The sequence below is a fragment of the Kitasatospora sp. A2-31 genome (genome assembly GCF_022288725.1).
Classification (GTDB): domain Bacteria; phylum Actinomycetota; class Actinomycetes; order Streptomycetales; family Streptomycetaceae; genus Kitasatospora.
On record NZ_JAKNTA010000018.1, the window covers coordinates 67,897 to 80,936 of the forward strand.

Consider the following 13,040-nt stretch of genomic DNA (forward strand, 5'->3'; position numbering starts at 1 on the left):
GACGGTGCGGGGGGTGCGTGCCCACAGCTCCCGGAACCGGGAGTCTTCGCCGAGCCCGCCGAGCAGGACCACGAACCGTCGCTCGGACAGGGCGACGATCTGCTCGGCGGTGAGGTGGTAGGTGCGGGTGAGGTCTGCCTCGACGGCGGCCCAGTGCGTCAGGACCGCCGACCAGAGCCCGCCCGCCGCCGCCCTGTCTTCGCCCGGCGGGTCGCCCGGTTCGGGGCTGGCGGCGTCGGGGCTTTTCCCGCGGCCGCGGCTGCGTTCTGCTGGTCGTAGAGCTCGGCGGCGCGCTGCAGGGTGATGCTGCCGGGCCGGCGCACGGTCGCGGCCGCGTAGATGAGCACGATGCCGAGCTGCTTGTCGGTCATGCCGGCCGCTGCCCAGTGGTCGAGGGCATCCTCGCCCACCAGGGTCCGCAGCATCGCGCGCACGTCGTCCGGGTCGTCGGACGCCTGCAGCCGCTCCATCTGCAGCGTGAACATCAGCGGCAGGGCATCGGGGAGCCGGTAGGTCCGGCCGTAGAGCTGAAACGTTTCTGCAGGTCCGTTGGTGGACTGTTCGGCGAAGAAGGCATCGAAGTCCGCGAACCCCCCGCCGGGCTGGTCCTGGTGGTCGAGGTCGAGCTCGTCGTCGGTCACGAGCCACCCCCGGCCGGCGGCGGGGTCACCGCGGTGGTCGACGGCTTGCCACACCGGGTGATCGTCGCGGACCACGAAGTCTTCTCGGTGGTTCCGCCGCCCTGCTCGCCGGGCGACACGGTCGCGTCCCACACCACCCATGCGGTTTGGGTGCGGTGGCGCCAGCGCACGGGGTTGTGGGACTCGGCGCCGAGACGGGGCACCCACTTCTCGTCGACGTACGCCTGCCCGGGGTCGCGCGCGCCGGTCTTGTCGGCGGCGTACTTGGATTCCAGGGAGATGGACGCGCCGCGCTGCATGATGTCCTGCGAGTAGTGGCCGTCGTCGTCGAACGTGGTGATGTCCTCGGTTTCCTCGTTCTCGCCCGGCGAGTGCGAGAAGGACGTCAGCAGGCCCACGCGCAGCCATGTCTCAGTGCTGGCCGCCGTCAGGTCCTGCACTTCGAAGATCCAGCCGCGGGCGTCGATGGGGCGGGGGGCTCCGGGGGTCGCCATGGGGTCACCTCCTAGGTGGGTCGGGGGGTCGTCGCCTCGACGTCGAGGCGGAGATTCAGCACGTGCTCGTGCCGGCCGGCGGCGTCGACGCCGAGCGGGGCGGGGGTCTGCTGCGCGATGCACAGCACGAGCCAGAGCCCGCCCGGGAGTTCGACTCCGGCGAGCCCGTGCAGCGCGCCGTAGATCGCTTCGGCGCGGGCGCGGGACACCCGGGGATCGGTGGTGCCGCGTACCCGCACCTGCAGCGACCGCTCGTCCCAGGGGTTGAGCGGGTCGGGGGTTCCGGCGCCGTAGAGGGAGAGCTGCACCGCGCGGTCGGGCGCGGGCGGCATGGTCTCGATGAAGGTGTCGCCCTTGACGCCGGTGGGGTCGTAGGTGAGCAGGCCGGCGGCCTGCAGGTAGCGGGCGAGGGAGTCGAGGACGTCAGCCACGAAGCGCCCGCCGGACCGCGGCCGCGATGATCTGCTCGACCGCCGCGGCTTCCTCGGCGGCCGGTCGCTCCAGGAACTTCGCCGTCCGGCCGGCGTCGTGGCGGGCGTTGAGGTCCTCGTGCACCCTGGTCGCGTAGGGGGTGTCGTAGGAGACTCCGGCGACGAGCTGCTGCTCGTCGACGGACGCGACGCCGGAGCGCGCGAGGGTCCCCTCTTCGATCGGCACCACCTCGCGCGACTTCTGCAGCACGTGCTCGGCGGCGGCGAGCAGGCCGCGCGCCGCGGCGGCGCGCTCGGCCCGCAGGACAGCGTCACCGGTCCACTCGATCCGGGCGCGGGGGCGACTCATTCGCAGGTCACCTCCTTGTGCGCGGGCACGGGCAGGCCCGGCGCGTCGACGGTCGAGACGGTGATCGGCACGGTTGTGCGGCCGGTCGGCAGGGTGATCCGGGAGCCGGCCGGCACGTCGGTGTCGAGGTCGAGCACGACCTGCGCCGAGCTGACGACCTGCCGCCCGTCCGGGGCGCGCACGAGCCGCGCCGACTCGGACACGAGCGCGGGCACGTCGTCGAGGGGCGGGCCGTAGACGGGCCCGTACGCGGACTCTCCGACGTACGGCTCGATCACGATGCGGTGGCGCAGCAGCCACCGGGGGACGCGGGTCACCACGGGGCGCCCACCCCGTGACCGGTGAGCCCGGCCTGCTGCAGGGCACGCCGTGCCCGGGGCGCCAGATCGAGGGCGCCGGCCGGGGCCGAGCTGCTCGCCGAGAGGCTGATCACACCGGCGCTCACGCTCGACCAGCGCGCGGCCGCGCCGGTCCCGTCCTCGCCCGCGGCGAGCTGGTACTCGACTTGCGCGCACGCGGCATCGGCCAACGCGGCGACGTGCTCGGGGCGGGTAGGGGCGCCGGTGGAGTCGACCGGGTAGCAGGCGGTGAGCAGCGCGGCGTCGACATCGGCGGACGCGCGGGCGAGCAGCCGCTCGGCGTCCGCCGGCGCGGGCCGGCCCAGCCACGCGGCGAGCTGCGCGGGGGTGGCGTAGGTGAGTGCCACGATGCCCACCCCCGATCACCGGGGCGGCGCGGGCGGCGCCGCCCCTTCCTTGGCGCGGCTGCGCCCCTTGGCGGTGGTGGGCGGGGCCGGCGGCGGGCCGTCGCCGGTCGGGCCCTGCTCGTCGGTGTCGTCGAGTTGCTCGATCTCGTAGTCGTGCCGCAGGAAGTACAGCCGGGCCCCGGCGCCGAGTTCGTCGACGGTGGCCCGGCCGGCGGTGAAGTGGACGCCGGCAACCGGGCCGTCATCCCCGTACGGGGAGGCGATCGCGTACGGCATCACTGCACCTTGACGTTTCGCAGCACCGCGGCCGCCCGGGTCGCCTTGAGCACGACGGCCACCGGCCCGAGCTCGACCTCACCGACCTTGACCGCGCCGGCCCGATCGAAATCGGGCAGCCACTGCCGGACCAGCTTGCCGCTCGTGGTGGTCACACCGTGGAACCCGTCGATCCCCAGCCGGACGGCGTAGATGTCGGACAGGCCGGTGATCTGCCCGCCGGGGCCGGCGCCGTCGACGTCGCGCGACTCGATCGGGATGACGGGGTTGCTGCTGCCGGCGACGGCGCCCAGGTCGACGAACGGAATCCCGTTGTACGCCTCGACGGTCTGCCCGAACGAGTTCTCGGTGCGGCTGTAGTAGCCGGCCCGGCGGGCGAGCGAGCGCACGCGCGCGATCGTCTTCTTGTTGCCCAGCAGCGCGGACGGAACGCCGTCGAGCAGCCCGAGGAACTCGTCGAGGATGTCGAGCGCGGCGTGCACCTTGGCTGTGTCGGCGCCCAGGGTGGTGCCGGTCCAGTCGAGGGAAGCACCGGCGCCCATCTCGGTCACAGAGCCGGCGAGCGCGCGGTCGAGGCCGTCGAACCCCTGCTCGGCGCCCGGGGTGTTGACCCGCTTCCCGGTGATCACCTGCTCGGAGAAGAACGCGTTCGCGGCCTTGATGGTCTGCAGCATCTGAAAGTTGACCTCAGCAGATGCGGCCGGGCCGAGCTCGGCGATCGTGCGGTCGATCTCGAACGCGCCGCCGAGCGGGGACAGGTCGACGGTGAACCGCTGGCGCTTGGCCTGGCCCTTGGCGTACTCGGTGTTCAGCGGGCGGAAGGCTGCGCCGCGCTCGGCGATGAGCCGGGTGTAGCCATAGCTGAGGGTCGCGCCACCGCCGGCCGGGTTGACGGCGGTGTCCCAGATCATGTTGTCGAGCAGCCAACTCGACTTGGCGAATTCGTCGATCACCTGCAGGTCTACGGCATCCTGCGTGTTGAGCTTGGCATCAGCCAGCGTGATAGCCACGGGGCGGCCTCCTTACTTGGCGAGCCGCGCCGAGATCGCTTCGAGCAGCGACGCGGGTTCGGTACGGGTGGTGGGGGCGCCGCGGAACTCGCCGCCGGAGCGGGCCGGCGGGGCGCCGGCGGCGCGGTAGAGCTCGGGGTCGGCCTCGACCGCCGCCGTGATGGCGGCCGTGAGCTGCTCGCCGAACTGCGCGTCGGTCGGGTCGAGGTCGGCGACCGCGGCAGCGAACGAGCGGGAGTTGAGCAGGCGGTCGGGGCGGGCGCCGGCCGCCTCGGCGGCCTGGTGGGCGGCGAGCTCGACCCGCGCGGTGCGAAGCTGCGCGCCGAGCTCGGCGAGCTGCCGGTCGCGCTCGGCCACCTGCGCGGCGAGCTGCGCCGGATCGGAGTCCGCTCCGGCGTCGGGGTTGATGGCCTTGTTGATCGCGTCGAGGGCGGCCTGCAGCGTGTCGCGCTGCTCGGCGGCCTCGGTCGCCTGGCGCTGGGCGTCGGCGAGCTGCTCAGCGGTCGGACCGGGCGGGGCGGGGGCGGCTGCGGGCGGTGCGGCCGGCGGGTCGGTGGGGACCGGGGCAGTGGGCGGGGCGGTCGGGTCGCTGCTCGGCGTGCCGGGGTCGGGGGCGCCGGCGGGTGCGGTGGTCATGGAGTGGGTCCCTCCGGACATGGGAAAGGGCCCGCTCCCGGGACGGGGGCGGGCCCTGCTGGATGTGGTGTGGTGGCCTACGCGGCGTCGACGGCGGCCCGAACGAACGAGTCCTTGGCCTGCAGCAGCAGACGCAGACCCGCGGTCAGTTCGGGCCCGTCGGGCAGCGTGGCGATCATGTCGGCGGCGAGCTCGTGACACGGTCGGCTGACGGCCTGCAGGTGCTCGGGCAGGTGGTCGAACCGGAACTGCCGGCCCAGGTGGACGGTGCCGGAGTGGCGGTTGGCGAGGTTCACGTCGGTTCCCTTCGGGATGAGGTCATGCAGGACCGGACAGGGGACGGCTGATCGGGCGCGCGGCGGCGTAGCCGCGCACCCATGCCGGGCGCAGCAGGGACTCGCGTGGGTGGGGACAGGCGGTGACCGGCCAGCCGGCGCGGGCCGCATCGCGGCCGGCGGCGGCGGCGCGCACGACATCGGCGCGGAACCCCAACTCGTCACCCCCTAGAACTTGTTGGAGACGTCCGAGCTGGTTTTGCGGGCGGTGTCGGCGGCGGCGGACCTCACGCCGGTGAGCTGCTCGGTGTACTCGGCGAGCGTGGTCCGGGGGGATACCTCGGCCCAGTAGCGGCGCAGTTCCTCGGACGCCCGGGCGTAGGCCACGTGCGCCGGCCCAGAGAACAGGCTCAGGGGGTCGACGCCGTCGAGTTCGGCCCTCTTGGTGAGCAGCACGCCGCGGCACCACTCTTCGGCGTCGAGCCACTGCGCATAGACGTACTCGTCGTACATCTGCCGGACCTGCGCGCGGCTGAACGCCTGCCGGTTCCCGGACTCGGCCCATTCCCGTTCGGCGAGCCACCGCTCGGCGGCGGGTAGCCGGTCCCAGGGGTGTTCGTCGGGGGCCTGGTCGACCCACGACCAGTCGTCCATCCGGGAGCCCGGGCGCAGCGCGTCGTCGAGGGCGGCCCGGTCGGCGAGCTGCGCCTCGACGCCGCGGCCGGTGGCGGCCGGCGGCGGGTCGAGGGGGTAGCGGCGGTCGAGCTCGGCGGCGATCCGTTCGGCCCCAGCGGGGTCGGTGTAGCGCAGCGCCCACCCGAGGCGGTCGTCGGCCACCTGCGAGAGGTCGGCCAGTAGCCGGCCGCCGGGGAACAGCTCGGCGAGCAGCTGCCGGCGGTCCGCTTCGGCTGCCAGGGCGGCGAGTTCCTCGCCGGTGGCGTGCCGGGCGCGCTCGGCGAGCTGCCGCTCGGACAGCGCGATCAAGTCGCGCCGGGCGCCGGGCAGGGCGGCGTCAACATCGCGCCGGTCCAACTCGGCCGCCACCCGCAGCACGTCGGCGTCGCTGAGAAGCGGCAGCACGCGGGCGAGCTCATCGTCGCTGAACTCGACCAGATGCTCGGCCATCCGGCCGCCGGGCCGCACGCGGTCGAGCAGGGCCTGCTCGTCCCGCCGGTTCGCCTCGGCCTCGACCTTGGCGCGGTCACGCTCGTCGAGCGAGCCGTGCCGCAGGGCGGCGCCGAGCTGCTCGTCGCTCATCTCGGCCGGCGTCCGGTGGTCGCCGGCGCGCACCTTCGCGGCCTCGACCGCATCCGGCGGTACCGGCCGGCGCGGCTCGGGGAGGTTCCCCGCCCCCGGCTGCTCGCGGTACCTGAGCCGCTTCAAGTCGGGGTGAGCGGCGAGGTGGTCGCGCATCCGGCCCTGCCAGTCGCGCACCCGCTGCTCGGCCACCTGCCGGGCCTCGGGCGTCGCGGCCGCGGCCGCGCGCTTCTTGTACTTGCGGATCTGGCGCTCGATCGCGCGCTGCCGCTGGCCTGCCTCGTACCCGGTGCCGTCGGACGGCTCCGGCGGCTCCGCGGTGGTGACGCCCGGGGTGTAGGCGGAGAGGCTGTGTCGGCAGTTGGGGTGTTGGAGTCCGGCGCGGCGGGCCTGCTCGACGCTGCCAGCCACCCGCACGCGCACGGTGCGGGCGTCGTCGACGGCGTGCTCGACCGCGACCTCGCGCGACCCGTCCGGGCCGTCGAGCGAGAGCACCTGGCCTTCCCACTTGCGGCAGAGCGAGCACTCGCGCGGCGCCGTGGAGACGATCACGAGGTCGACGCCGGCGGCGCGCAGCCGGTCGGCCTGGCCCTCGACCGCGGCCCTGCCAACGGCGGTCCGGACGGCCATCTCGGCGTAGCTGGTCATCTGCCACGATCGGCCGGACTTGTCGACGAAGGACCGTAGGCCGCGGTCGGCGAACCTTTCCATGGCCCGGGCGGTGGCCTGCCGGCGGGTGTCGATGCCGAGCAGCGGCGTTGCGGCCACTTCGGAGACGACCTGCCGGTAGCCGTCCTCGACGCCGCGCAGGATGCCGCGATGAGTGGCGGTGACGAGCTCGATTGTCTCGGCGGCGAGCCGGTCGACGGCGCGCCCGGCCGGGGTCGACTCCGCGATGCGCGCGGCGTCGACGTCGGCCAGGGCGCCGAGCTCGGCGAGCCCGGTCCGGGCGCCGCGGTTGAACGCCTCGGCGACGACGTCGTGCACTTCGGTGGTCATGGCGGTGCCGAGCGCGTCGACGACGCCCTGCGCCGCGCGGCGCAGGGGCTGCACGTCCTGCAGCTTGGCGACGGCCCACCCGGGGGCTTCGAGGCCGTCGGCGATCTGCCGGGCGACGATGCCGAGCAGGCGCTGCTCGGCGTCCTCGTACAGGGCCCGCACGCGCTCGGCGAGATCCTCGGCCATCCAGGGGGAGACCGGCACGCGATCACCCCCTCGACCACCTACACGCCGAAGGTGGGCGCCGGGTCCGGCACGGCCTGCCCGGTCTCGGCGTGGATGCGGGCCACCTCGGCGGCGACCGCGGCGGTATCCCAATCCGGGTGCACCATGCGGACTTTGGTCTCGGTGCTGACGGCCTGCGCCTGACCGAGTAGGGAGAGCGTTTGCGCCTGCGTCTGGGCGTCCGGGGCGACCGCCGCCCCGAACGCCACGGTCGGCCGCTCCGGGGCGAGTCGGGACCAGCCGAGCGCGCGGTCGAGCTGCAGCAGCGCCTCGACGATGTCGGCGACGGCCGGGGCCGCGTAACCGATCTTCGCCGCGCGGGTCACCATGCTGTCGTGCCCGCGGGCCAGTGTCTCCGTCGCGGTGACTGGCGGACCGCCGTCGAGCCCGAACGTGCTCGGGCTGTAGCCGGCCGCCTCGACGATCTGCCGCACGAGTGCGTCGGACGTCGCCTTGTGCTCTGCAACGCGAATCGCGAACTGCGACATGGTGATACCGGCGCCCGTGTCGGTCGGCGGGATGTCGAGCGCCTGCCAAATCTCCTGGTCGTTGTCGAACGCTGCGCCTTGACCGGGCCCGCGGTTGCGGAGGTAGCCGGCGGGGACGATGAGGCGGGCGCGGGCGAGTCGGATGTCGCGCATCCAGCTCGACCACACCTCGTCGAGCGCGTCGCACAGGTCGCGCGCGGCCCCTTGCAGGTCGGATCGACCGAGCGGCGACCCGCGGTGGGAGCGGTTGGGGCCGATGTTGGGCCAGTAGGCCGCGGTGAGAGCGGGGATGCCGGTCTCGATCGCGCCGGACGGGCCGAGACTGTCGACGACCGCGGCCGTGGTCGGGTGCTCCGTGAGGGGCACGCGGCGGCCGATGTTGTCGGTGGTGCCTTCGTAGAGGGCGTGCTCGATCCGGCCGCGCTCGTGCCGCTCCAACCGGCGCAGCACGGTTGAACCGCGCCGCTCCAGCTCCTCCCAGCACGTCAGGGCAACCAGGTGCCCGTATCGCACCTCGGGCAGGGCGGCGTCGTGGTGCACGGTGGTAAGCAGCGGGCGCGGGCCGATCTCGGCGTCCCACGCGGCCACCAGATAGACCCCACCGAGCGCGGCGCACACCTCGGCGGCCTCCAGCAGGGTCCGCTCGGCGCGCGGGCCGAGCAGCTCGTCGAGGCGCGCCTGCAAAGCGGCGTCGGTGACGGTCACCCGTGGGGGCTCACCCATCAGCAGACCGGCGGAGCGGCGGGCAACGTCGGCCGGCATGGGGATGTGCAGGCGGGACTCGCGCCGGTCCGCGGCGGACGTTCGGTCGCGTCCCCACAGGCGGCGCCGGCCGTCGCGCCGACGGGTCTGCCCCTGGTAAACGGCGGCGAGCCGCGTCGGATCGCCGGAGTACCACGCATCATCGATCGCGATCTCGGCGAGCTCGGGCGCCCACCGGCGCGGCGGCCAAACAGAGTTGGGCTCAGGAAGCGGCATCGGCGCTCACCTCCTCCGGGATCAGGTCGGGAACCAGGTGGCGCCACTCGGCGGCGGTGGAGTGCACGACGTACCGCAGCGCGTCGACCGAGTGATCGTTGATCTTGAGTGGGCGGTCTTCGCCGGCGGCGGTCCCGGCCGGGTCCCACACGTAGCCGGGCAGCTCCGCGAGCAGGCCCTCGCACGAGCGGTGCACGAGCAGCAGGCCGGCCGCGAGCGCGGTCGACGTCGACCGGATGCCGTCGAGTACCTCGTTCCGCGCGCGGGCGGTCCCTTGGTGCCCGTCCTCCCAGAGCTGAGCGAGGAAGGAAGCGGCGGACGGGTCGAGGAACGTCCACTCGGGGTCGACGCCGAGCCCGGCCAGCCAGCCGCGCAGGGCGGCGCTGTACTGGGCATCGGTCATCTGCCGGCGGCGGGCGCGAGAGTCGTAACGCCACTCCGCGCACGCGTACAGCCGGTTGTCCTCGCCGAGCCCCAGCAGGACGGCGGCGAACGGGTTCGTGGTGCCGTAGTCGATCCCGAGCCAGTGCCGGACCATGGGCGGCAGCTCGTCGACGACGTGCTGCTGCTCGTCCCAGCAGTCGTAGATCGAGCCCTCGGCAATCACCCACGCGCCGTCGATCATGCGCCGGCGCCACAGCCCGGTGTACTCGGCGTGCAGCGACCGGACGTAGGCCGGAGACAACGAGGGGTTGTCGTGCAGGCTGAAATGCCAGGCACGCAGGTCGAGTTCGGCCGCGCGGTCGAGGTATCCAGCCTTGAGCCAGTGCCGGGGGCCGTCGGGGTTGGTGGTGGCCAGCACGCGCGCGCCGTCCACGCTGAGTCGCGCGAGCAGCTGCACCCAAAACGCTTCGGGCAGCAGCGTCGCCTCGTCGACGTACGCGAGGTAGGCCGTCAGGCCGCGCAGTCGACCCTCGGCCCGGGAGTCTGCCGCGCCGATCAGGTGGACGGTGCGCCCGAGGATGACGGCGGTGGTGGCGCCGCGGGTGTGCCGGACCTGCCCGGCCGCGACCGGCCCGAACAGCGCCGGATCGGCCAACGCCTCCAGCACGTTACGTTCGATCGTTTGTAGCGACCTGCCACAGATGATGATGAGCCCGGACGGCGGCGCCTCCGCGACGGCCAGCAGGAACGCCAGCAACGAGGCCACGGTCTTGCCGGAGCGCACCGCGCCATGCCACACGTTGATGCGGGCGGTGGCCCGCGCGACGCTGCGCAACTGCTTGCGGGAGAGCGGGAGATCGAAGATCGGGGCGGGCACGGCTCACCCCCCGTCGGCGGCCGCCTCGTCCTCATCGGCGAAGGCGGCCCGCAGGCCCCGGGCAAGATCCGTAAGCATGCTTCGCACCTCGTGCCCGGACGTGCCGGCGTCGATCTCCGCGAGCCGGGCCGCGCTGGTCAGATAGCCGCCGATCGCTTGGCTGTGGTGGCGCTCGTCCTGCGCGGGCGGATCGTCGCTGACGACCTCGGCCGTCTCGCCGGTGGGCAGCAGCTCAACCCGCACGTAGGTGTCGGCCTCGACCCGGTCGAGGTTCGCCGCGGCCCGCCGGTACAGCCGGGCCGTAAGGTCCCGACGGAGGGCCGCGAGGTCTTCCTGCCGGGCCGCGGTCGCCGACGCCACCCGGGCGCCCCCGACGAACGCCAACCCCAACTCAGCCGCGATCTTCGACACGGTCGAACTGCTGCGCCCGATCTGGGCTGCGATGGCGTTGCGGGACAGGCCGTCGGCGTGCAGGCGGCGCACCTGGTCGCGGTCCTGGTCGGTGATGGGCTCGCGCACGGGGCATCACCTCCCGGGCACGCAGAACGGCCCGCCACCGGGGGGATGGTGGCGGGCCGTGGGTCTGGAGTTCGCTTCCGGGCACGCCGGAAGCGCCTCCAACTCTAGGTCACAGATCGATAACGGCGCAAGAGGGTTAGGCCCGGGCTCGTTCGACGACCGCGGCGGCGCCCTGGTCGCGCCCGGGGCGGCCGGGCCAGACCAGCACGCGCGCGGCCGTTACCTCCTCGTCCGCGGCGTAGTCGGCGAGCACCTCCTCGACGGTCGTCTCTGCGAACCGGCGCGCGTTGCGCGTCGGGTCGGCGTCGAGGATCTCGACGGGTGCGAACTCGGCGTAGTCCGCCTCTTCCCACCCGTTCGCGGTCTGCAGGTCGACCCGGTACGCGAACAGCATGCGCCCGTCGATCACGGCCCGGACCCGGTCTTCGGCGACGTCTAGCTCGGCCGCGATTGCGGAGGCCGGCAGGCCGCCGTCGACGGACGCCTCGACCACCAGGGCGGCGAGCTCCCCCTCGATCGGGTGGCCAGCCGCGGCCTGCTCCCGGGCCGTGCGCAGCCGGGCGCGCGCCGTCTCGGCGTCGTGTTCGTCGAGCAGCGCGCCGAGCTGCTCGGCGAAGACGCGTGCGGCGGTCCGCTGTTCCTGCTCGGTTATTGCTTCCCCCGCCGGTCGCTTGGCGTAGACGGCGGGGTCGGGCTTCTCGGTCATGGTGGGCGCCTCCCTGGCGCTCGGTGCGGGCGCCGGGCCCTACCCGCCGTAGGGTAGGTGACGCCCCTGACAGGTGCTCTCTGTCGGGTGCGCGGCCCCGTGGGGCCGCAGGGTCGGCCGGCGCTGTAGCGACGCCGGCCGACCCGTTCACGCCTGCTCGGCGGCGGCGCGAAGCTTGCGGAGAATCTGGTAGACCCGACCCTCGGTGTAGCGCAGATCGCGCGCGATCTGCGCCGCAGACAGGCCCCTGTCCCGGGCCTCTCCGATGATCCGGGCGAGCTGCTCGTCGAGCTGCTCCGACTCGCGCCGGATGCGCTCGGCATCCTCGTAGCTGAACTGGGGCGCGGGCTGCTCGGGCATCGTCTGCGGCTTCCTTCCCTGGGGGCCGGTCGAGTTGCTGCTCGACCGGCCGGTGCTGTCACTGCCTACTCTCGCCGATCCGCCGGCGCACCGTGGCGCCGGCGGTCGACTCCCGGTCCTAGCTGAGGTGGTTCTCGCCGGTCCAGTAGCACCAGTGGCACCCGCGGCCGGAGCAGTCACGGCACCGCGGCGCCTGCTCGATCTCCTCCGGCACCTCGACGACGGGGCGCTCGTCCGGCCGCCATGCCATCACGGCGTAGACGGTGCCGGCCTCGACCAGCCACCCGCCGGCCGCCATGCGGTCGCGGAGAATCTCCAGCCCCACCCGCCACGGCTCGCCCTGGTCGTCACAGTGCTTGCCGTCGATGTACCAGTACAGCGCGACCCGCCCGCCCCCGCGCGGCTCGACCACGACCCCGGCGGCGTGCGGGTTGTCCTCGACGTCGTCGCCCCGAAGCGCCGCCAGCCGCAGCGATGGCCGCTTGCCGTGACCGGTGAGGACGTCGAGCGCGGCCCGAACGTCCGGGTGGTCCGCGTGCTTAGGCAGGCACCCGCGGGCCTCCCCGAGGGTCTCCCCGCGGTGAAGGACGACCGTGCCCTCGACGGGCGCCTGCTGCGCCTCGTCCTTCGGGCCGTACTTCGCCCACTCCGCGGCGCGCCGCGCGGCGGACTCGGCCTCGAACTTCGCGCGGGCGGCGTCCGCCTGCGCCTTGATCCGGTCGAGTTCGGCCCGCGGGATACCCATCCGCACCCGGACGCGCATGGGGCCGTCGGGCAGGTTCTCGACGGGCGCCTGCTCGGCGGCGGCGGGCACCGGCTGACCGGTGACCGGGATACGGGTCCCGTCCTCGGCGGCGGCCCACGCGTGGCGGAACATGCCACCGGCGAGGCGCACCTCGTCGAGGCGCCCGACGGCGCGGGTCGAGTGCAGGCTGCAGGCGCCGCGCTCGCAGACGCTGCGCGGGTCCTCGCAGACCTGCAGGGCGTACCGGTCCGGGCGCGGCTCGTGCACGCCGAGCACGGCCTGCTCGAACGCGTTGGTGGCCACCGGCAGCGCGGCTGGCTGCGCCAGTCGACGACGGCGCGGCTTGGCGGGCGCCTGCTCGACGGCGGCCGGCGCGGGCGTGGCCGGAGCGTCGAAGAGGGTCGGCTCGACGGCGGCCGGGCGCTTGCGGGCGGGGGCGGCCGGGGGGTTGAGCAGGGGCTGCTCGGCGAGCGACCGCGCGGCGCGCCGGCGGTCGCCGAGCATGCGGTCGCAGTTCAGGCACACGCGAAGGGTCCCGGTGGACAGACCCTTGTTCGCGGTCTCCGGGTGGACGACGTGCAGCGCGGTGCGCTTGCAGTAGGTGCGCGTGACGCTCTCGTTCTGGATGTGCAGAACTTCGCCTTCGGGCTTGGTGGTTGCGTAGCGCATGGGGTGCTCTCCCTG

General features: G+C 73.9%; 18 protein-coding genes. All 18 read right to left on the minus strand.

The features are described from left to right. Positions 1 to 158 precede the first annotated feature (158 nt). On the minus strand, positions 159 to 641 hold the full coding sequence (locus MCM47_RS34030) for a hypothetical protein (protein WP_238950553.1): 483 nt from the start codon (positions 639 to 641) through the stop codon (positions 159 to 161). Continuing rightward, a complete protein-coding gene (locus MCM47_RS34035; RefSeq protein ID WP_238950555.1) occupies positions 638 to 1,135 on the minus strand; it encodes a phage tail tube protein in 498 nt (165 codons plus the stop codon). Before MCM47_RS34035 ends, MCM47_RS34030 begins: the two co-directional genes overlap by 4 nt. A gap of 11 nt (positions 1,136 to 1,146) precedes the next feature. Then, positions 1,147 to 1,566 (minus strand): minor capsid protein, encoded by a 420-nt coding sequence (locus MCM47_RS34040; protein ID WP_238950557.1) that lies wholly within the window; start codon positions 1,564 to 1,566, stop codon positions 1,147 to 1,149. Further along, positions 1,559 to 1,915 carry a minor capsid protein gene (locus MCM47_RS34045; RefSeq protein WP_238950559.1) on the minus strand — a complete coding sequence of 119 codons (357 nt, stop codon included), beginning with the start codon at positions 1,913 to 1,915 and terminating at the stop codon, positions 1,559 to 1,561. Before MCM47_RS34045 ends, MCM47_RS34040 begins: the two co-directional genes overlap by 8 nt. Then, entirely contained in the window at positions 1,912 to 2,232 is a 321-nt protein-coding gene (locus tag MCM47_RS34050; RefSeq protein WP_238950562.1) for a hypothetical protein, read from the minus strand. The genes MCM47_RS34045 and MCM47_RS34050 overlap by 4 nt, the downstream gene beginning before the upstream one ends. Then, positions 2,229 to 2,621, minus strand: coding sequence for a hypothetical protein (locus MCM47_RS34055; protein ID WP_238950564.1), 393 nt, complete (start codon positions 2,619 to 2,621; stop codon positions 2,229 to 2,231). The genes MCM47_RS34050 and MCM47_RS34055 overlap by 4 nt, the downstream gene beginning before the upstream one ends. A gap of 15 nt (positions 2,622 to 2,636) precedes the next feature. Beyond that, the gene (locus MCM47_RS34060) at positions 2,637 to 2,897 is read right to left on the minus strand and encodes a hypothetical protein (RefSeq protein WP_238950566.1); all 261 of its coding nucleotides are present in this window, start codon (positions 2,895 to 2,897) and stop codon (positions 2,637 to 2,639) included. Beyond that, positions 2,897 to 3,907, minus strand: coding sequence for a major capsid protein (locus tag MCM47_RS34065; RefSeq protein WP_238950568.1), 1,011 nt, complete (start codon positions 3,905 to 3,907; stop codon positions 2,897 to 2,899). Before MCM47_RS34065 ends, MCM47_RS34060 begins: the two co-directional genes overlap by 1 nt. A gap of 12 nt (positions 3,908 to 3,919) precedes the next feature. After that, positions 3,920 to 4,543: a hypothetical protein gene (locus MCM47_RS34070; protein WP_238950570.1), complete on the minus strand. Its 624-nt coding sequence runs from the start codon at positions 4,541 to 4,543 to the stop codon at positions 3,920 to 3,922. Between the two features lie 77 nt (positions 4,544 to 4,620). Further along, positions 4,621 to 4,839 (minus strand): hypothetical protein, encoded by a 219-nt coding sequence (locus MCM47_RS34075; protein ID WP_238950582.1) that lies wholly within the window; start codon positions 4,837 to 4,839, stop codon positions 4,621 to 4,623. A 22-nt stretch (positions 4,840 to 4,861) separates the two neighbouring features. Further along, a complete protein-coding gene (locus MCM47_RS42745) occupies positions 4,862 to 5,014 on the minus strand; it encodes an Rmf/CrpP fold protein (protein WP_308222568.1) in 153 nt (50 codons plus the stop codon). A 32-nt stretch (positions 5,015 to 5,046) separates the two neighbouring features. Next, positions 5,047 to 7,278, minus strand: coding sequence for a phage minor capsid protein (locus tag MCM47_RS34080; RefSeq protein ID WP_238950584.1), 2,232 nt, complete (start codon positions 7,276 to 7,278; stop codon positions 5,047 to 5,049). A 20-nt stretch (positions 7,279 to 7,298) separates the two neighbouring features. Next, complete coding sequence (locus MCM47_RS34085) at positions 7,299 to 8,765, minus strand: phage capsid protein (protein WP_238950594.1); 1,467 nt, start codon at positions 8,763 to 8,765, stop codon at positions 7,299 to 7,301. After that, positions 8,752 to 10,026, minus strand: a complete 1,275-nt coding sequence (locus tag MCM47_RS34090; protein ID WP_238950605.1) for a PBSX family phage terminase large subunit — start codon at positions 10,024 to 10,026, stop codon at positions 8,752 to 8,754. Before MCM47_RS34090 ends, MCM47_RS34085 begins: the two co-directional genes overlap by 14 nt. Positions 10,027 to 10,029: 3 nt before the next feature. After that, the gene (locus MCM47_RS34095; RefSeq protein WP_238950615.1) at positions 10,030 to 10,545 is read right to left on the minus strand and encodes a helix-turn-helix domain-containing protein; all 516 of its coding nucleotides are present in this window, start codon (positions 10,543 to 10,545) and stop codon (positions 10,030 to 10,032) included. Positions 10,546 to 10,681: 136 nt separating this feature from the next. Beyond that, the gene (locus MCM47_RS34100) at positions 10,682 to 11,251 is read right to left on the minus strand and encodes a hypothetical protein (RefSeq protein WP_238950664.1); all 570 of its coding nucleotides are present in this window, start codon (positions 11,249 to 11,251) and stop codon (positions 10,682 to 10,684) included. A 147-nt stretch (positions 11,252 to 11,398) separates the two neighbouring features. After that, on the minus strand, positions 11,399 to 11,611 hold the full coding sequence (locus MCM47_RS34105) for a hypothetical protein (protein ID WP_238950666.1): 213 nt from the start codon (positions 11,609 to 11,611) through the stop codon (positions 11,399 to 11,401). A gap of 118 nt (positions 11,612 to 11,729) precedes the next feature. Then, positions 11,730 to 13,025, minus strand: coding sequence for a hypothetical protein (locus MCM47_RS34110; protein ID WP_238950668.1), 1,296 nt, complete (start codon positions 13,023 to 13,025; stop codon positions 11,730 to 11,732). Between the last annotated feature and the right edge of the window lie 15 nt (positions 13,026 to 13,040).